The sequence below is a fragment of the Roseovarius sp. genome (genome assembly GCF_048262375.1).
GTDB lineage: Bacteria > Pseudomonadota > Alphaproteobacteria > Rhodobacterales > Rhodobacteraceae > Roseovarius.
Map to the genome: position 1 here is coordinate 45,193 of NZ_JBLXFE010000008.1, position 13,652 is coordinate 58,844.

General features: G+C 60.0%; 11 protein-coding genes. 6 read left to right on the top strand and 5 right to left on the bottom strand.

Annotation, left to right across the window (positions count from 1 at the left end; all coding sequences use genetic code 11):
* The first annotated feature begins 33 nt into the window (after positions 1-33).
* The gene (gene xrtE / locus ACN0SW_RS10695) at positions 34-1,638 is read left to right on the top strand and encodes an exosortase E/protease, VPEID-CTERM system (protein ID WP_417727917.1); all 1,605 of its coding nucleotides are present in this window, start codon (positions 34-36) and stop codon (positions 1,636-1,638) included.
* A gap of 14 nt (positions 1,639-1,652) precedes the next feature.
* On the opposite strand, the gene ACN0SW_RS10700 is transcribed toward xrtE, so the two are convergent.
* The 3 genes from ACN0SW_RS10700 to ACN0SW_RS10710 all read right to left on the bottom strand — a co-directional run bounded on the left by ACN0SW_RS10700 (position 1,653) and on the right by ACN0SW_RS10710 (position 7,052).
* A complete protein-coding gene (locus ACN0SW_RS10700; RefSeq protein WP_417727918.1) occupies positions 1,653-1,817 on the bottom strand; it encodes a VPEID-CTERM sorting domain-containing protein in 165 nt (54 codons plus the stop codon).
* 217 nt (positions 1,818-2,034) lie between these two features.
* Entirely contained in the window at positions 2,035-5,826 is a 3,792-nt protein-coding gene (locus ACN0SW_RS10705) for an efflux RND transporter permease subunit (RefSeq protein ID WP_417727919.1), read from the bottom strand.
* Entirely contained in the window at positions 5,823-7,052 is a 1,230-nt protein-coding gene (locus tag ACN0SW_RS10710; protein ID WP_417727920.1) for an efflux RND transporter periplasmic adaptor subunit, read from the bottom strand. The genes ACN0SW_RS10705 and ACN0SW_RS10710 overlap by 4 nt, the downstream gene beginning before the upstream one ends.
* Positions 7,053-7,275: 223 nt before the next feature.
* On the opposite strand from ACN0SW_RS10710, the gene ACN0SW_RS10715 reads away from it, so the two are divergent.
* The 4 genes from ACN0SW_RS10715 to ACN0SW_RS10730 all read left to right on the top strand — a co-directional run bounded on the left by ACN0SW_RS10715 (position 7,276) and on the right by ACN0SW_RS10730 (position 11,178).
* Positions 7,276-7,965 carry a tetratricopeptide repeat protein gene (locus ACN0SW_RS10715; RefSeq protein ID WP_417727921.1) on the top strand — a complete coding sequence of 230 codons (690 nt, stop codon included), beginning with the start codon at positions 7,276-7,278 and terminating at the stop codon, positions 7,963-7,965.
* Between the two features lie 49 nt (positions 7,966-8,014).
* Positions 8,015-9,358 carry a PQQ-binding-like beta-propeller repeat protein gene (locus ACN0SW_RS10720; RefSeq protein WP_417727922.1) on the top strand — a complete coding sequence of 448 codons (1,344 nt, stop codon included), beginning with the start codon at positions 8,015-8,017 and terminating at the stop codon, positions 9,356-9,358.
* Positions 9,359-9,407: 49 nt separating this feature from the next.
* A complete protein-coding gene (gene der, locus ACN0SW_RS10725; RefSeq protein ID WP_417727923.1) occupies positions 9,408-10,871 on the top strand; it encodes a ribosome biogenesis GTPase Der in 1,464 nt (487 codons plus the stop codon).
* A 109-nt stretch (positions 10,872-10,980) separates the two neighbouring features.
* A complete protein-coding gene (locus ACN0SW_RS10730) occupies positions 10,981-11,178 on the top strand; it encodes a hypothetical protein (protein WP_417727924.1) in 198 nt (65 codons plus the stop codon).
* A 23-nt stretch (positions 11,179-11,201) separates the two neighbouring features.
* On the opposite strand, the gene ACN0SW_RS10735 is transcribed toward ACN0SW_RS10730, so the two are convergent.
* Positions 11,202-11,930 (bottom strand): hypothetical protein, encoded by a 729-nt coding sequence (locus tag ACN0SW_RS10735; protein ID WP_417727925.1) that lies wholly within the window; start codon positions 11,928-11,930, stop codon positions 11,202-11,204.
* Positions 11,914-13,206 carry a serine--tRNA ligase gene (serS, locus tag ACN0SW_RS10740; RefSeq protein ID WP_417727926.1) on the bottom strand — a complete coding sequence of 431 codons (1,293 nt, stop codon included), beginning with the start codon at positions 13,204-13,206 and terminating at the stop codon, positions 11,914-11,916. The genes ACN0SW_RS10735 and serS overlap by 17 nt, the downstream gene beginning before the upstream one ends.
* Positions 13,207-13,367: 161 nt before the next feature.
* On the opposite strand from serS, the gene yajC reads away from it, so the two are divergent.
* Positions 13,368-13,649 (top strand): preprotein translocase subunit YajC, encoded by a 282-nt coding sequence (gene yajC / locus ACN0SW_RS10745; protein WP_417727927.1) that lies wholly within the window; start codon positions 13,368-13,370, stop codon positions 13,647-13,649.
* Positions 13,650-13,652 lie beyond the last annotated feature (3 nt).

Sequence of the window (13,652 nt, forward strand, 5' to 3'; positions counted from 1 at the left end):
TTGAAACGTCTTGGATGCGCTAACAGTGAGAGGATGGACACAGGAACCGATACCCTGAGCCAACCCAGACGGGTGATGAACCTTGGTGTGCTCTTTGTCGCCGAGTTGGTGCTTCTTGTCGTTGGTTATCAGGTGTTGAGCGATTTGGAATGTCACTCAACAGGGATTGAAGACGCATGCAGGGGCTTGCGTTTATTGGCGCTTTGGCTGCTGTGTGCCAGTTCTCTGCTGGTGATCTATCTCTGGGCGCGACCTGAGGCACGGGTTGCTTTTACGCAGTCAGCACTGCGCGCCCCGGGGGGATATGGATGGGCGATGCTGCACGGCGGGGGCGTTGTCGGCATGCTGGGGCCCCTGATCCTGATCTCGCCCGAGGATCTGAACGCGCGGTTTGAGGGCATATTTCCTCTGATCGGTCTAGGTGCGATCATTGCGGCCTTGGGTGGTCTGCTCTGGCTTATGACTATCCGGGCCTGGCTGACTTGGCTGAAAGGGCGTGGAGCGTCCCTTCTGGCGATCTCCGCCTTTGCTGCGGCGCTGCCGGGCGTGGTGGTGCTGGCTGGACCCTTTTGGACCGTGCAGGCGGTCACCGATGGCACATTTGTCGCCGTATTCCTCATGTTGCGGCTGTTCTCGCCCGAGGTGATCGTTGATCCTGCGGCTTATGTGATTGGTACGCCGGAATTTCAGGTCATGGTGGCCGATAGTTGTTCTGGCATTGAAGGGCTGGTGCTGATCACTGCCTTTCTCGCACTCTACGGGGTGCTTTTTCGGGATGAATTACGACTGCGACGGTTCGGTTTGGTCATCTGGCCTTTGGCGCTTGTGATCAGTTGGCTTTTCAACGCAGTTCGGATCACGGGGCTAATCCTGATCGGCGTGCATGTCTCGCCTGAACTTGCCGTCAACGGCTTTCACAGTTTTGCGGGTTGGTTGATGTTCACGTTGGTTTCTATCGGAATTCTGGTCGTGGTCGGACGCAGCGGCTTTGCATTGCAGGCGGGGTCTGTGCCCCGCCCCAGGTCCACCCCTCCACTGACCCAAGATGACGTGGCCGGGCGGATCTTGCCGTTTATCGTCTTTGCCCTCTCGGGGCTTATCGCCCAAGCGTTCTGGTCCGAGCCAGCTCTGGCCTACCCTTTGCAAGTGGTGATGATGCTTGCTGCACTCTGGTTGGTGCGGGACACATTGGTACGCTACCTTGTATGGCCTTCGATTTTGTCTGTGCTTGTCGGGTTGGGTGTTGGGGGTGTTTGGGTATTGACAGCATCGCCATCCGGGCCTGCCTCAGAGGCGATATCTGGCTTGGGACGCGGAGCATTCGCGCTTTGGGCCGCTCTGCGTATCCTAGGCACGGTTGCCCTCGTCCCCGTGATCGAGGAACTGTTCTTTCGAGGTTATATTCAGGCGCGTTTGGATTGGGGGACATTGAGCAGCCGTATCACAGCGGTCGCTGTCTCGGCGTGCCTGTTTGCTTTGGTGCATGGGCGCTGGATCGAAGCAGGTTTGGCCGGCGTCGTTTTCTCAATGCTTTATATGCGAAATGGGCGGCTGGCTGATGCCATTACCGCCCATGCTGTTGCCAATGCTTTCATCGCAGCCGTCGCCCTTTGGAGGGGAGATTGGGCGCTGATCTGACCGCTAAGCCAGCGTCACGCGCGACGGCGTTTGATTTCCAAAGCAAGGACAAGTGCCGCCAACACAACAGCAATAGCTAGAGTACCGCTGGCTGCGTTCATCTCAGGTACGGAAGAGGCTGTTTCATACGTGCCGGGAGTTGTCCCGCTGTACCATCCGTTCCAAAACCAATCGTACATTCTTAGCCCCTTCTTAAACGTGTACTAAAACCTTGCCTAATTTATGCCAGATTTTAGACACATTTCAAGTATTGGCCTTACGGAATCTTATTTTGGAAACGATCCGAGGTCATGGGCCGCTTTGTTTCCCAAAGCTAAGAGATCGTGCTGATAATTCGAGCGCTTGGTTTTCGCATTCTATGATCTGGCCGTGATTGGGGAACATTACCAGCAAGAATCACTCAGCAGCCCGGAGGGGAGGACCTTCACCACGCTCATCGAGGGGGTTCTTGGCCTTGTTCAGCTGAGGCGTTTCGGTCTCTTCTTCCGCGAGAGAAGGGGAGAGGAGCTTGCGCTCGTCTGGCCAGAGGATTTCAGCATGCTGAAGGTGTCGGGCAGCACGGGAGAGTACCCAATCTCGCGCGGCACGGCTGGAGCGACCCATCGAGAGCTTGGCCATGAGCTGCGCCGCCCAGAGCATATAGGTGCCTGCCCAAACCCTGAGCGCCAACATAGCAGGCGTGAAAATCAATGTAAGAACCGTGGCGATACCCAGACCAAACACCACCGCTGTCGCGAGCTGTTTCCACCAGAGCGCCGTTGGACTGTCAAAGGAATAGCCACCATTTACAAAATCGAGACTGAGCCCGAACATCATCGGTGCGAGCCCCGCCATAGTGGTGATCGTGGTCAAGAGAACGGGACGGATGCGATCTTGTGCGGTGCGGGTGATGGCTTCGATTTGGGGCATGTAGCGGGCATAGTCCTGATAGGTGTCGATCAGGACAATGTTGTTGTTCACCACAATCCCCGCCAGTGCCACAATGCCGGTGCCGGTCATGATGATGGAAAACGGCTGATCCATCACCAACATGCCAATCAGCACGCCCGTGGTCGAGAGAACCACCGCCAGAAGAACCAGTATCGCATTGTAAACACTGTTAAATTGAGCCAGCAGGATGATGAACATCAACCCCAGTGCCCCCGCAAAGGCCTGTTGCAGGAAAGTGCCTGATTCCTCCTGATCTTCGGCGTCGCCGGTCCATTCATAGCTGATTCCGGGTGGCAGGACGCCCGAGTCGAGCCATTCGGTCAGATGCGCGATGCGGTCGTTTGCGGTGATCGGCACCTTACGTTCTGTAACATCCGAGGCCGATTCCTTACGAAATAATCCGTCCTGAACCGCCGCCTTGATGTCAAAAAACCGGGTCTGGTCGACGCGGTCAATCTGGGCCAGTTGCCTGATCGGTTTGCGGGTGACGAAATTCGAGAGCGGCACCAGCCCGTCATCGGTGCGCACTTTGAGGGTGTCCAGCGTCGACAGAACGCGGTCCTCGCTGGGCAGGCGAACGCGGATTTCGATTTCCTCGTCGCTGCTGTCGACGCGCATGGTGTCGAGCAGGATGCCGCGTGTGACAAGCTGTACCATCGCCCCCACCGTGGCCACATCCGCACCAAACCGACCCGCCTTTTCGACGTCAACGTCGATTTGCCAGTCGATGCCGGGCAGGGGTAATGTGTCCTCGATCTGGTGCAGACCTTCTGTCACATCGAATTTTTTCCGCGCCTCTTCGGTAAAAGCGATGAGGCCCTTCCAGTTGTCGCTCTTGATGCGCAGGTGCAGCGGCTTGGCCGAGGCGGGGCCGCGGGATTGCGCGAGGATTTCGATCTTGATGCCGGGGATCTGTTCCAACTCTGCGGTCAGTTCGGAAATCACAGCATCGCCATCAAAATCGGGCGCCACGATATCCCGCGATACGGCAATATCGAGCAGCGGGACGGTAAACCAAGTTTCGCGCGATTGTGGGCGATCCTCCCATGGGATGGTTTCAAACTGAACCTGTCCAATGGTATCGCGCGGCGGTTGTGCCCCACCGGTGTTGGTGTTGAGCCCGCCATCTCCGGCAAAGGCGAACGCTGTTTGAATGCCGGGGTGCGCGCGGACGATATCTTCGACCTGATTGACCAATTGGTCCTTTTGATCAATCGACAGGTTGCCGCGACCCCGCACATAGACGATGCCCCGTTCGGGTTCGCTGTCCACAAAGAATTCGGTGCCGTTGTTGTTGTTGATGTAGAACATCAGCACCGAACCCACGATCACAAAGATAACCCCAAAGGCCAAGAGCGGCGCAATCGGGTTGCCGGTAATCATGTGGATGGCCCAGCCAAAGGCCGAGCGTTGATAGCCGCCACGGATTTTTGGCTTGCGAGGCGGCATGAAACGCATGCGCAACGCACGCATGAGATTGCCAAAACGGCAAGGAATGGCCATCAGCGCCAAAAGGGTGGCAACCACCCCCGCAAGTCCAAAAGCGGCTATAGCCGATACGGCCAAGAGCAAGCCAAAGACCGTGCTCAGCACCGGCACGACCGACCCGATGATGTGTCCGCTCTCCATACCCGCGAACTGCGTGCTTATCTCGTTGAGAAGCGCGGGGACGATCTGACCGGCCAGAAGCGCGACCCCGACCGCCAATGGCAATAACAATATATGCCAGAGCCAGAAACCGCCTGCGATTTGACTGGTGCGCGTGTTGAACCACCGTTCTAACCGGCCGGTGACGCCGCCCATAACCGGCAGGTAGACCAAGGCCACCAAGAGCGAGGCCGAGAGCACGAAAATCAATGTGACTGGCAGCATCCCCATGAACTGACCCGGAATGCCCGGCCAGAACAGCATCGGCAGGAATGCACAGAGCGTGGTGGCGGTCGAACTGACAACCGGCCAGAACATCCGTTTGGCCGCGCCGACATAGGCATGCATCGGGCCTTCGCCCTCTGAGATACGCTTGTCGGCATATTCCACCACGACGATTGCGCCATCGACCAGCATACCCACAGCAAGGATCAGACCGAACATGACGATATTCGATATCGTGACCCCCATCATGGCCAGCAAGGCAAAGCACAACAGAAACGATGTCGGGATAGAAAAGCCCACCAGCAACGCAGGTCGGATTCCCAAGGCCGCCAAGGTGACGATCATAACCAAAGCGATTGCCGTCAGCACCGAGCCTTCAAGCTGGCTAACCATCGAGGCCACGGTGCGCGACTGATCGTTTGAGGTGCCCACATTAACCGCGACCTGCAAATCCTTTGGCCAAGACTTTTCAGCCGCAGCCACGACCTCGCGCACCTGATTGGCGGTCTCGATGATGTTGAATCCTTTGCGTTTGACAACCTGAAGCGCGATCGTTGTTTCCCCATTGAACCGTGCAGTGCCCAGACGATCCTCGAAGGTCAGGTTGATCGTAGCCAGATCGCCAAGCCGGACGATGCGGTCGCCATTGGTTTTGATCGGCAGGTTGTAAAAGTCGTGGGTGTTTTCAAAGGAGGACGGAATTTTGACGGCAAAGGTCCCTTGTGCGGTGTCAACCTCGCCAGCGGCAATGAGTTGATTGTTATTGCGCACCACATTGATCAGTTCGAGCGCGGTGACATTATACGCCTCGAGCCGCAGCGGGTCGATGATCACCTCGAGCATCTCTTCGCGATTGCCCGCTATTCCTGCCTCCAGGACAGGTTCCAGCCCCTCAAGCGTGTTCTGCAAATCCGTGGCCAGCCGTGACATGGTGCGTTCTGGCACCGGGCCGGACAGGTTGACGATGATGATCGGGAATTCGCTGAAGTTCACCTCACTGAGGGTGTATTTTTCGGCCCCGTCAGGGAAATCAGCCTCGGCCGTATCCATCGCGTCGCGCACATCAGCCAGCGTCTTGGTCTTATCCCAACCAAATTCGAATTCGAGCGCCACACCGCCGTAATTCTCGGCGGCGGTGCCGGTCATTTTCTTGAGACCGTCGAGATCGCTCAACTCGGTCTCCATCACCTTGACCAGCAATTTCTCGCTGTCCTCGGCGGAAATGCCGGGGAAGGGGACCGAGATGAAAAGCGTGGGCACTTCGATGTCGGGCTCTCCCTCTTTGGGCAGACCCACATAGGCGATGGTTCCGGCAAGAATCGAGAGCGCGATAAAGGCCAGCACCATCCGCGCGCGGGCTGCGGCCCAGTCGACGATGCCGATCATTGGCCGATGTCCTGATAAACCGGTTCGACCGGAACGCCGTCGATCACATATTCCTGTCCGATCACGATGACGTCCGCAGCATCTGGCAAACCGGTCAGCCAAACCCCGGACGGGGTATCGCGCAACAGGTTCACGGTCACGAATTCCACCCTGCTGTCGGCATCCACGATCCGCACGCCCAAGGTGCCGGCGTCATTCAGGGTCAATGCGGATTGCGGCAGTAAATGCGCTGTTTTGCCTTCGGCGCCGATCAGGATTTCGGCGGTTTCGCCGTCGCGCAGGCTGATGTCGGGATTTGGCACTTTGACTTCGATCCGAAAGGTGCGGGTGGTATCATCGGCGGAGCGGGAAACGAAGGTCACGCGGCCGTCGACCTTGCGGCCAGAGGCCATGCGGGCGGTCGCGGGCGCGCCCAGTGCCACGCGGGCCACCTGCATCTCGGACACAAAGCCCACCAGTGACATCGGATCGAGTTGCAGCACGGTCGCACAGAGCGCGCCGGGTTGCAGCAGACTGCCGATCTCGGCGGTGTCGGTGTCGAGCACGCCGGAGAAAGGTGCGGTGATGCTCAGCCGTGCGATTTCCTGTTCGGCGGCGGCCACCGCCGCGCGGGCGGATTCGATGCCAGCCCGTGCCGCCTCAAAGCCGGAGGTCGCCGATTGCACCGCCGCCTGCGCCGAACTGACAGCCGCGCGGGTCGCGGCCACGCGGGTCTGGGACGCAAAGCCGTCCTGCACCAAGCTTTTGGCGGCGTTGTGATTGATTTCGGCCTCTTCAAGCTGGGCGCGGGCCTCATTGGCGCGGGCCTCGGCTTCGGGCACCCGGGTTTGTGCCTCCAAGAGACGGGCGCGGGCTTCGGTCAGGGCCGCGTCGCGTGCTGCGGGATCAAGGCGGCAGAGCATGTCGCCTTGGTCCACCAGCCTGCCCTTGCGCAGGGGGTCATTGATCACGAGGCCCGACGTCTCGGCGCGCAGTTCGACGATGCGGTTTGCCTCGGTTCGTCCGCGCACCACAACGACACTGTCCACTTCCCGCCCGACGGATCGCACGGCGACCACGCGCATCACCTCTGCCTGCCCGGCAGCGTCGGTCTCGGGGGGCGTGGGGTCTCCTGCCTCAGTTTTTGCGGTCGGGGGCTGCGCGCCGGAGAAGCGATCGTGCTCGAACACGATGGCATAGGTCAGGATGGACACCACCAAGGCTATGACAACAGGAAGCAAACGCATTTATCTACCTTCGAACCATGGTGGCGTAACAATACGTTGAGCGCATGTGCAGTCAAACGTGGTTTTGTCCAATCAGAGCACGTTCGGAATACGCTAAACTAACCGGTTCAGATTAATCTTTTCCGCCGCGTGCCGCAAGCGCGTCTCTGTGTCACGCGTGCAGCGCCCCTTGGCAGGGCTCAGGCTTCGGGTTAAGAGGGGCAAAATTCCAAGGGGGCGCGGCGTGAGCAATACCGACAGTTTCATCGACGAGGTCACCGAAGAGGTCCGCCGCGACCGTTTGTTCGCGCTTATGCGCCGCTATGGCTGGATTGCGGTTCTGGCGATCCTGCTGTTGGTGGGCGGGGCCACATGGAACGAGTGGCGCAAGGCGCAAGAGCGTTCGGCCGCACAGGCGCTTGGCGACGCGATGCTGGCAGCTTTGGCGGTCGAAGATCGCGACGCGCGCGCCGAGGCGTTGAGCGCCATTGACGCGCAAAACCCGCAGGCGGATGCGGTTATCGAACTGTTGGCGGCGGCAGAGGCCTCTGCGAATAGCCCCGATGCGGCGGCAGAGCGTCTTCTTGCGCTGGCGGATCGTTCGGACGTGGACGCGGTTTATCGCAATATCGCCACGCTCAAGGCGGTGATGCTGCCGGGATCAGGGCTAGAGATCGAGGTGCGGCGCACGCGGCTGAACGGTTTGGCGCTCGGCGGTGGGGTACTGCGGCTTTTGGCCGAGGAACAGCTTGCCTTGTTGGATCTTGAAAGCGGCGACCGGGCAAACGCGGCCCAACGTCTGACGGCAATTGCCGCAGATGCCGAGGCCACGACAGGCTTGCGCAGACGGGTCACACAAGTGATTGTGGCCATAGGTGAAGACTTGCCCGATCTGCCGGAACCGTTGCAGGATGCCGTGACGGCGGGTGAATGACGGATGCCGCTCCGGGCCAAAGGCTGACAGGGGCGGCAAGAGGCTAAGAATGAGGGCAAGAGCAGTGAAACCGAACGGATTGATTCTGGGGCTGGTTGCAGTCCTCGCCCTGACGGCCTGTAGTAAGAAACTGCAGATTCTGAGCGGCGAGCGTGAGGGAATACGCGAAGTTCTTCAGAGCGAGGCAGCGCGCGCATCGGTGGATGTCACCCCCGAAAATCAGGTTCTGCCGGTTTCGCTGGTTGCGGCCACGGCCAACCCGGAATGGCGTCAGCGGATTGGAACGCCTGCCACGCGCACCGCGCATCCCGCACTTGGGCGCGCGCCCACGCTTGCCTGGACTGTCAACATCGGGGCCGGTGACGGGCGACGGGTACGGATTACTGCGGACCCGGTGGTCGCCGAAGGCCGGGTTTTCACCCTCGATGCCGAGGCGCAGGTTGCGGCTGTATCGACCGCCGGACAAATTCTCTGGACCAAGGACCTGACCCCGGCCAACGATAAGTCTGACAATGCCAGTGGCGGCGGCATTGCCTATGGCGCGGGCAAGCTGTTCGTGTCTTCAGGCTTTGGCACGCTGACCGCGCTCGATCCAGCGACAGGCGCTGTGATCTGGCAACAGGATCTCGGATCACCGGGTACTGGGACGCCGGCTGTGCTTGATGATTTGGTTTATGTGGTTGCCGGCGATGATGTGGCTTGGGCCTTGGATACGAGCACCGGGCGGATTGCATGGCAATTGAGCGGCACGCCGGATATTCATAACGTCCTTGGCGGTCCTGCCCCTGCAATCACCGACAAATATGTGGTGTTTGCGTTTGGTGCAGGCGAATTGCAGGGGGCCTTCCGCAGAGGTGGTCTGCGTTTGTGGGATGCGCAGATTGCGGGCGAGCGTTTGGGCGTGGCAAGTGCGCGGGTTGATGACATCACCGGCGATCCGGTCATCGTCGGGGACCGTATCTATACCGGCAGCCACTCGGGACGCACCGTCGCGCTGAGTCTTGGCAGCGGCAACCGTCTCTGGACCGCTGAGGAAGGCCCGCTCAATGCGGTTTGGCCCGCGGGCGACTCGGTGTTCATGGTTACGGACCGCAACGAACTGGTGCGCCTCTCGGCAGAGGATGGCACGCGGATCTGGGGGCATGAATTGCCGCTTTTTGCCGATCGCAAGCCCAAGCGGCAGGCGGAGATTATTGGACATTTTGGCCCGATTTTGGCCGGTGGCCAGTTGATTCTTGCTTCTGGTGACGGGCAGTTGCGGTTTTTCGATCCGGCCTCGGGCCTGATGACCGGCGCGCGGGATCTGCCGGGGGGGGCGACGTCTAATCCGGTCGTTGCGGGTAACACGCTCTATGTCGTGTCGAAAAAGGGTCAATTGCTGGCTTTCCGTTGAGCGCGCGATCCTGTATCAGGGCGACTTGATCCGCATCGGAGCCGTAACCATGACCTTTTCTCTCGCCATCGTGGGTCGTCCCAATGTTGGCAAATCGACGCTGTTTAACCGTCTGGTGGGCAAGCGTCTTGCTCTGGTTGATAACCAGCCCGGCGTCACGCGCGACCTGCGCGAAGGGGCGGCGAGGTTGGGCGACCTGCGGTTTACCGTCATTGACACCGCCGGTCTGGAAGAGGCCACGGATGAGAGCCTTCAGGGGCGCATGCGCAAGCTGACAGAGCGTGCGGTCGAAATGGCCGATGTCTGTCTCTTTCTGATCGACGCCCGCGCGGGTGTGACCCCGACCGATGAAATTCTGGCTGAAATTCTGCGCAAACGCTCTGCCCATGTGATTCTTGCGGCCAACAAGGCCGAAGGGGCCGCGGCGGATGCGGGGGTGATCGAGGCTTGGGGGCTGGGTCTTGGAGAGCCTATTCGCCTCTCGGCAGAGCATGGTGAGGGGCTCAACGATCTTTATTCGCAGTTGATGCCGCTGTCCGATGCCTTTGAAAAACGCGCCGAGGCCGAGGCACCCGAGGTGGATGTCGAGTTGCCAGAAGATGAGGATGAAGAAGATCTCACCTATCGCAAGCCGACCAAGGCCCGACCGATGCAGGTGGCGGTGGTGGGGCGGCCCAACGCTGGAAAATCGACGCTGATCAACAAGATCCTTGGCGAAGAGCGGCTCTTGACCGGACCCGAAGCCGGGATCACCCGCGATGCGATCTCGCTCCAGATCGACTGGGACGGGATGCCGGTGCGAATTTTCGACACGGCGGGCATGCGCAAGAAGGCCAAGGTGCAGGACAAGCTGGAAAAGCTGTCGGTGTCGGATGGGTTGCGGGCGGTCAAGTTCGCGGAAGTGGTCGTGGTCCTGCTGGATGCTGCGATTCCGTTCGAGCAACAGGATTTGCGGATTGCCGATCTGGCCGAGCGCGAGGGGCGCGCGGTGGTGGTGGCGATCAACAAATGGGACATGGAACCCGACAAGAGCGACAAGATCCGCGAATTGCGCGAAGCCTTTGAGCGACTCTTGCCGCAATTGCGTGGGGCGCCGCTGGTGACGGTTTCGGCCAAGACGGGCAAGGGGATCGACCGGTTGCGTGATGCCATAGCGCGCGCGCATGAGGTCTGGAATCGCCGGGTCAGCACGGCGCAGCTCAATCGTTGGCTGGTGGGTATGCTGGAACAGCACCCGCCCCCCGCGCCGGGTGGCAAGCGGGTCAAGCTGCGGTACATGACGCAGGCCAAGACGCGCCCGCCCGGATTTGTGGTGATGTGCAGCCATCCCGAAAAACTGCCCGAAAGCTATTCTCGCTATCTGGTCAACGGGTTGCGCGCCGATTTTGATATGCCTGGCACGCCGATCCGTCTTTATCTGCGCAGTCAGGCAGATAAGAACCCCTATAAGGCGAAGAAGAAAGCGGGCCCATCAAGCTTGCGCAAGCATCTGGGAAAACCTGCGAAACCTTAGGCCCTGCGTTTGGGCATAAGGAGTGCCGATCCGTAAGGCGCAGCAGCATGGTCTGGCGCGCCATCTCTGGAGGTGTTAACGATTGTTAATCAACTCCAGAGGTGGGTACATGACGATACGACAGGTGAGTGCGATACTGGTGCTGGCGGTGATGATGCCGGGGCCTGCGGCGGCGTTGTCAAAATTCTCAGGACCTGTGGATGGCGTTACGACCGAGTTTGAACACGGTGGCGGGTGCCGCAAAAGCTCGCCGCCCGGTCAGTGCTGTCATATGGAGAAAAAGACCGGCAGGGTACATTGCCACTGATCTTGCGGATTATGCGCGGCGTGTCAGGCGCGTGACAGGGCGCGCCAGCCGCGCCATGTGACGAGGATGATTAGCGAGAGCCCGGCAAGACACAGCGCTAAAACCGGCGTATTGCCGGTCTCAAGGTTGCGGACGATGACCCCGATCAGAGCCCAGCCAACGCCGAACCCATAGCTCAGCGTGCCGGGCCGGGCCAGCAGAACCGCAAGTGTGATCACGAGAGCCAGCCCCAGCATTGCAAGCGCCGCTGCCTGTGCATTCAGGATGCCGTAGCCCGCCAGCACCAGCCCAAGCGCCACGCAGCTTGCGGCCGTCAGCCAGCCAGCATAAAGCCCAATGGGCCCTTCAAGCCAGAGCCGATCCCGGTAATGCGCCCTGAGCAGCGCCCAAATTGCACCTGCGAGCATCGCCCAGATCATCACTGTGGCCCAGAGAACATGCAGCTGCGCCACCGGAATCCAAAAGATGCCAAGGCCCAGGCTGATCATGAGCGGGGCACGCAGGCGCTGCCAGTCGCTGGCCTTTGCGCGACATAAAATCCCGAACCCCGCACCGAGGATGAGCCAGAGGTAAATCAGCCCCCAAAGCGCAAAGGCATACCCTGCGGGTTGCACCGGCGCGTTGATCTGCGGCACCGGAAACTGATCCGGACGAAAGCCCGCAAACCCGTCGGACAACACCGGCGACAGAGCAAAGCCCGTCGCCAGCACGAAAACAAGGGTCGCCTTGGCGCGATCAGGCAAGCATGCCATCCGCCTGAAGCAAGGTTTTCCCGCCCAAATAGGGGTGCAGCACATCCGGAAGACGCACCGAACCATCGCTGTTCTGGCCATTTTCCAGCACTGCGATCAGGCACCGTCCAACCGCCAGGCCAGAGCCATTGAGCGTATGCACAAACTCTGGCTTGCCGCCGCCCGCCGGTTTGAACCGTGCATTCATCCGCCGCGCCTGAAAGTCGCCACAGACCGAGACCGATGAAATTTCACGATAAGTGTTCTGTCCCGGCAGCCAGACTTCGATGTCATGGGTGCGCTGCGCGCCAAAGCCCATATCGCCGGTACAAAGAACCACTGTGCGATAGGGCAGGCCCAACCGCTCTAATATCCCCTGCGCACAACCGGTCATCCGGTCCAGTTCGGCGCGGCTGTGATCGGGGTGGGTAATACTGACCATCTCGACCTTTTCAAACTGGTGCTGGCGCAGCATGCCGGCGGTGTCGCGCCCCGCACTTCCGGCCTCGGAGCGGAAGCATTGCGTATGCGCCACCATCCGGCGTGGCAGGCTTGCCTCGTCCAGAGTCTCGCCATAGGCGGTGTTGGTCAGGGTCACCTCGGCGGTTGGCACCAGCCACCAGCCATTGGTGGTCTCATAGCTGTCTTCGCCAAATTTCGGCAATTGCCCTGTCCCCAGCATCATCTCGGGGCGCACCAGAACCGGTGTCCAGGCCTCGCTCAGCCCGTTTTCATCCACATGGGTATCCAGCATGAACTGCGCCAAGGCCCGGTGAATGCGCGCCACCGCCCCCTTGAGCACGACAAAGCGACTTCCCGAGAGCTTTGCGGCGGTCTCGAAATCCATCCCCGGCAGAACGCCTGCCAATTCGTAATGCTCCTTGGGACTGAAATCGAACACGCGCGGCGTGCCCCAGCGGTGAATTTCGACATTATCGGCCTCATCCACACCATTGGGGGCGTCCGTATGGGGCAGGTTGGGCAGACCCATCAGCAGATCATTGAGCTGTGCATCCAGATCCTTGGCTTCGGCCTGCATCGCGGCGACTTCGGCCTTTTTGTCGGATACGAGCGCGCGCAGACGCTCGAATTCAGCGACATCGCCCTTGGCCTTGGCGGCACCCACCTCTTTGCTGGCGCGGTTCTGCTCGGCTTGTGCGGTTTCAGAGGCGTGGATGCGGGTTCGGCGTGCCTCGTCGAGTTTTAGAATTTCGGCCGAGATCGGCGCAAGCCCCCGCCGCGCCAAGGCGGCATCAAAGGCCTCTGGGGTCTCTCGGATTGCGCGAATATCATGCATGGCCTTGGTCCTTGGATCTGTCGGTGAATCGCTTGGGCGGGGTTATGCACCAGAAACCGGGGCCGCGCCATGCTTTCGCGCCTTGCAAATACCCCGCCCCGCGCCTAGGTTCCCGGGCAATTCGCGGGCAGGTGTCCGCGCCATAGATAAGAGGATACCCCATGGAAGCCTTTGGCCAGTTCATCCCGCTCATTCTGATCTTTGCGATCATGTATTTCCTGCTGATCCGTCCGCAACAGAAGAAGCTCAAAGAGCATAAGTCCATGGTGGAAGCACTGCGCCGGGGTGATCAGGTCGTGACCCAAGGCGGGCTGATTGGCAAGGTCTCGAAGGTCAAGGATGACAGCGAGATCGAGGTTGAATTGGCTGATGGGGTCAAAGTACGCGTGGTTCGTGCCACGATCGCGCAGGTTCTGTCCAAAACCGAGCCTGCCGAGGGCTGAGCC

What these genes read in the sequence shown, in the direction of transcription:
- yajC (WP_417727927.1), top strand. Translation starts at nt 13,368, where the DNA reads ATGGAAGCCTTTGGCCAGTTCATCCCGCTCATTCTGATCTTTGCGATC.
- der (WP_417727923.1), top strand. Translation starts at nt 9,408, where the DNA reads ATGACCTTTTCTCTCGCCATCGTGGGTCGTCCCAATGTTGGCAAATCG.
- ACN0SW_RS10700 (WP_417727918.1), bottom strand. Translation starts at nt 1,817, where the DNA reads ATGTACGATTGGTTTTGGAACGGATGGTACAGCGGGACAACTCCCGGC.
- ACN0SW_RS10720 (WP_417727922.1), top strand. Translation starts at nt 8,015, where the DNA reads ATGAGGGCAAGAGCAGTGAAACCGAACGGATTGATTCTGGGGCTGGTT.
- ACN0SW_RS10735 (WP_417727925.1), bottom strand. Translation starts at nt 11,930, where the DNA reads ATGGCATGCTTGCCTGATCGCGCCAAGGCGACCCTTGTTTTCGTGCTG.
- xrtE (WP_417727917.1), top strand. Translation starts at nt 34, where the DNA reads ATGGACACAGGAACCGATACCCTGAGCCAACCCAGACGGGTGATGAAC.
- ACN0SW_RS10705 (WP_417727919.1), bottom strand. Translation starts at nt 5,826, where the DNA reads ATGATCGGCATCGTCGACTGGGCCGCAGCCCGCGCGCGGATGGTGCTG.
- ACN0SW_RS10730 (WP_417727924.1), top strand. Translation starts at nt 10,981, where the DNA reads ATGACGATACGACAGGTGAGTGCGATACTGGTGCTGGCGGTGATGATG.
- ACN0SW_RS10710 (WP_417727920.1), bottom strand. Translation starts at nt 7,052, where the DNA reads ATGCGTTTGCTTCCTGTTGTCATAGCCTTGGTGGTGTCCATCCTGACC.
- serS (WP_417727926.1), bottom strand. Translation starts at nt 13,206, where the DNA reads ATGCATGATATTCGCGCAATCCGAGAGACCCCAGAGGCCTTTGATGCC.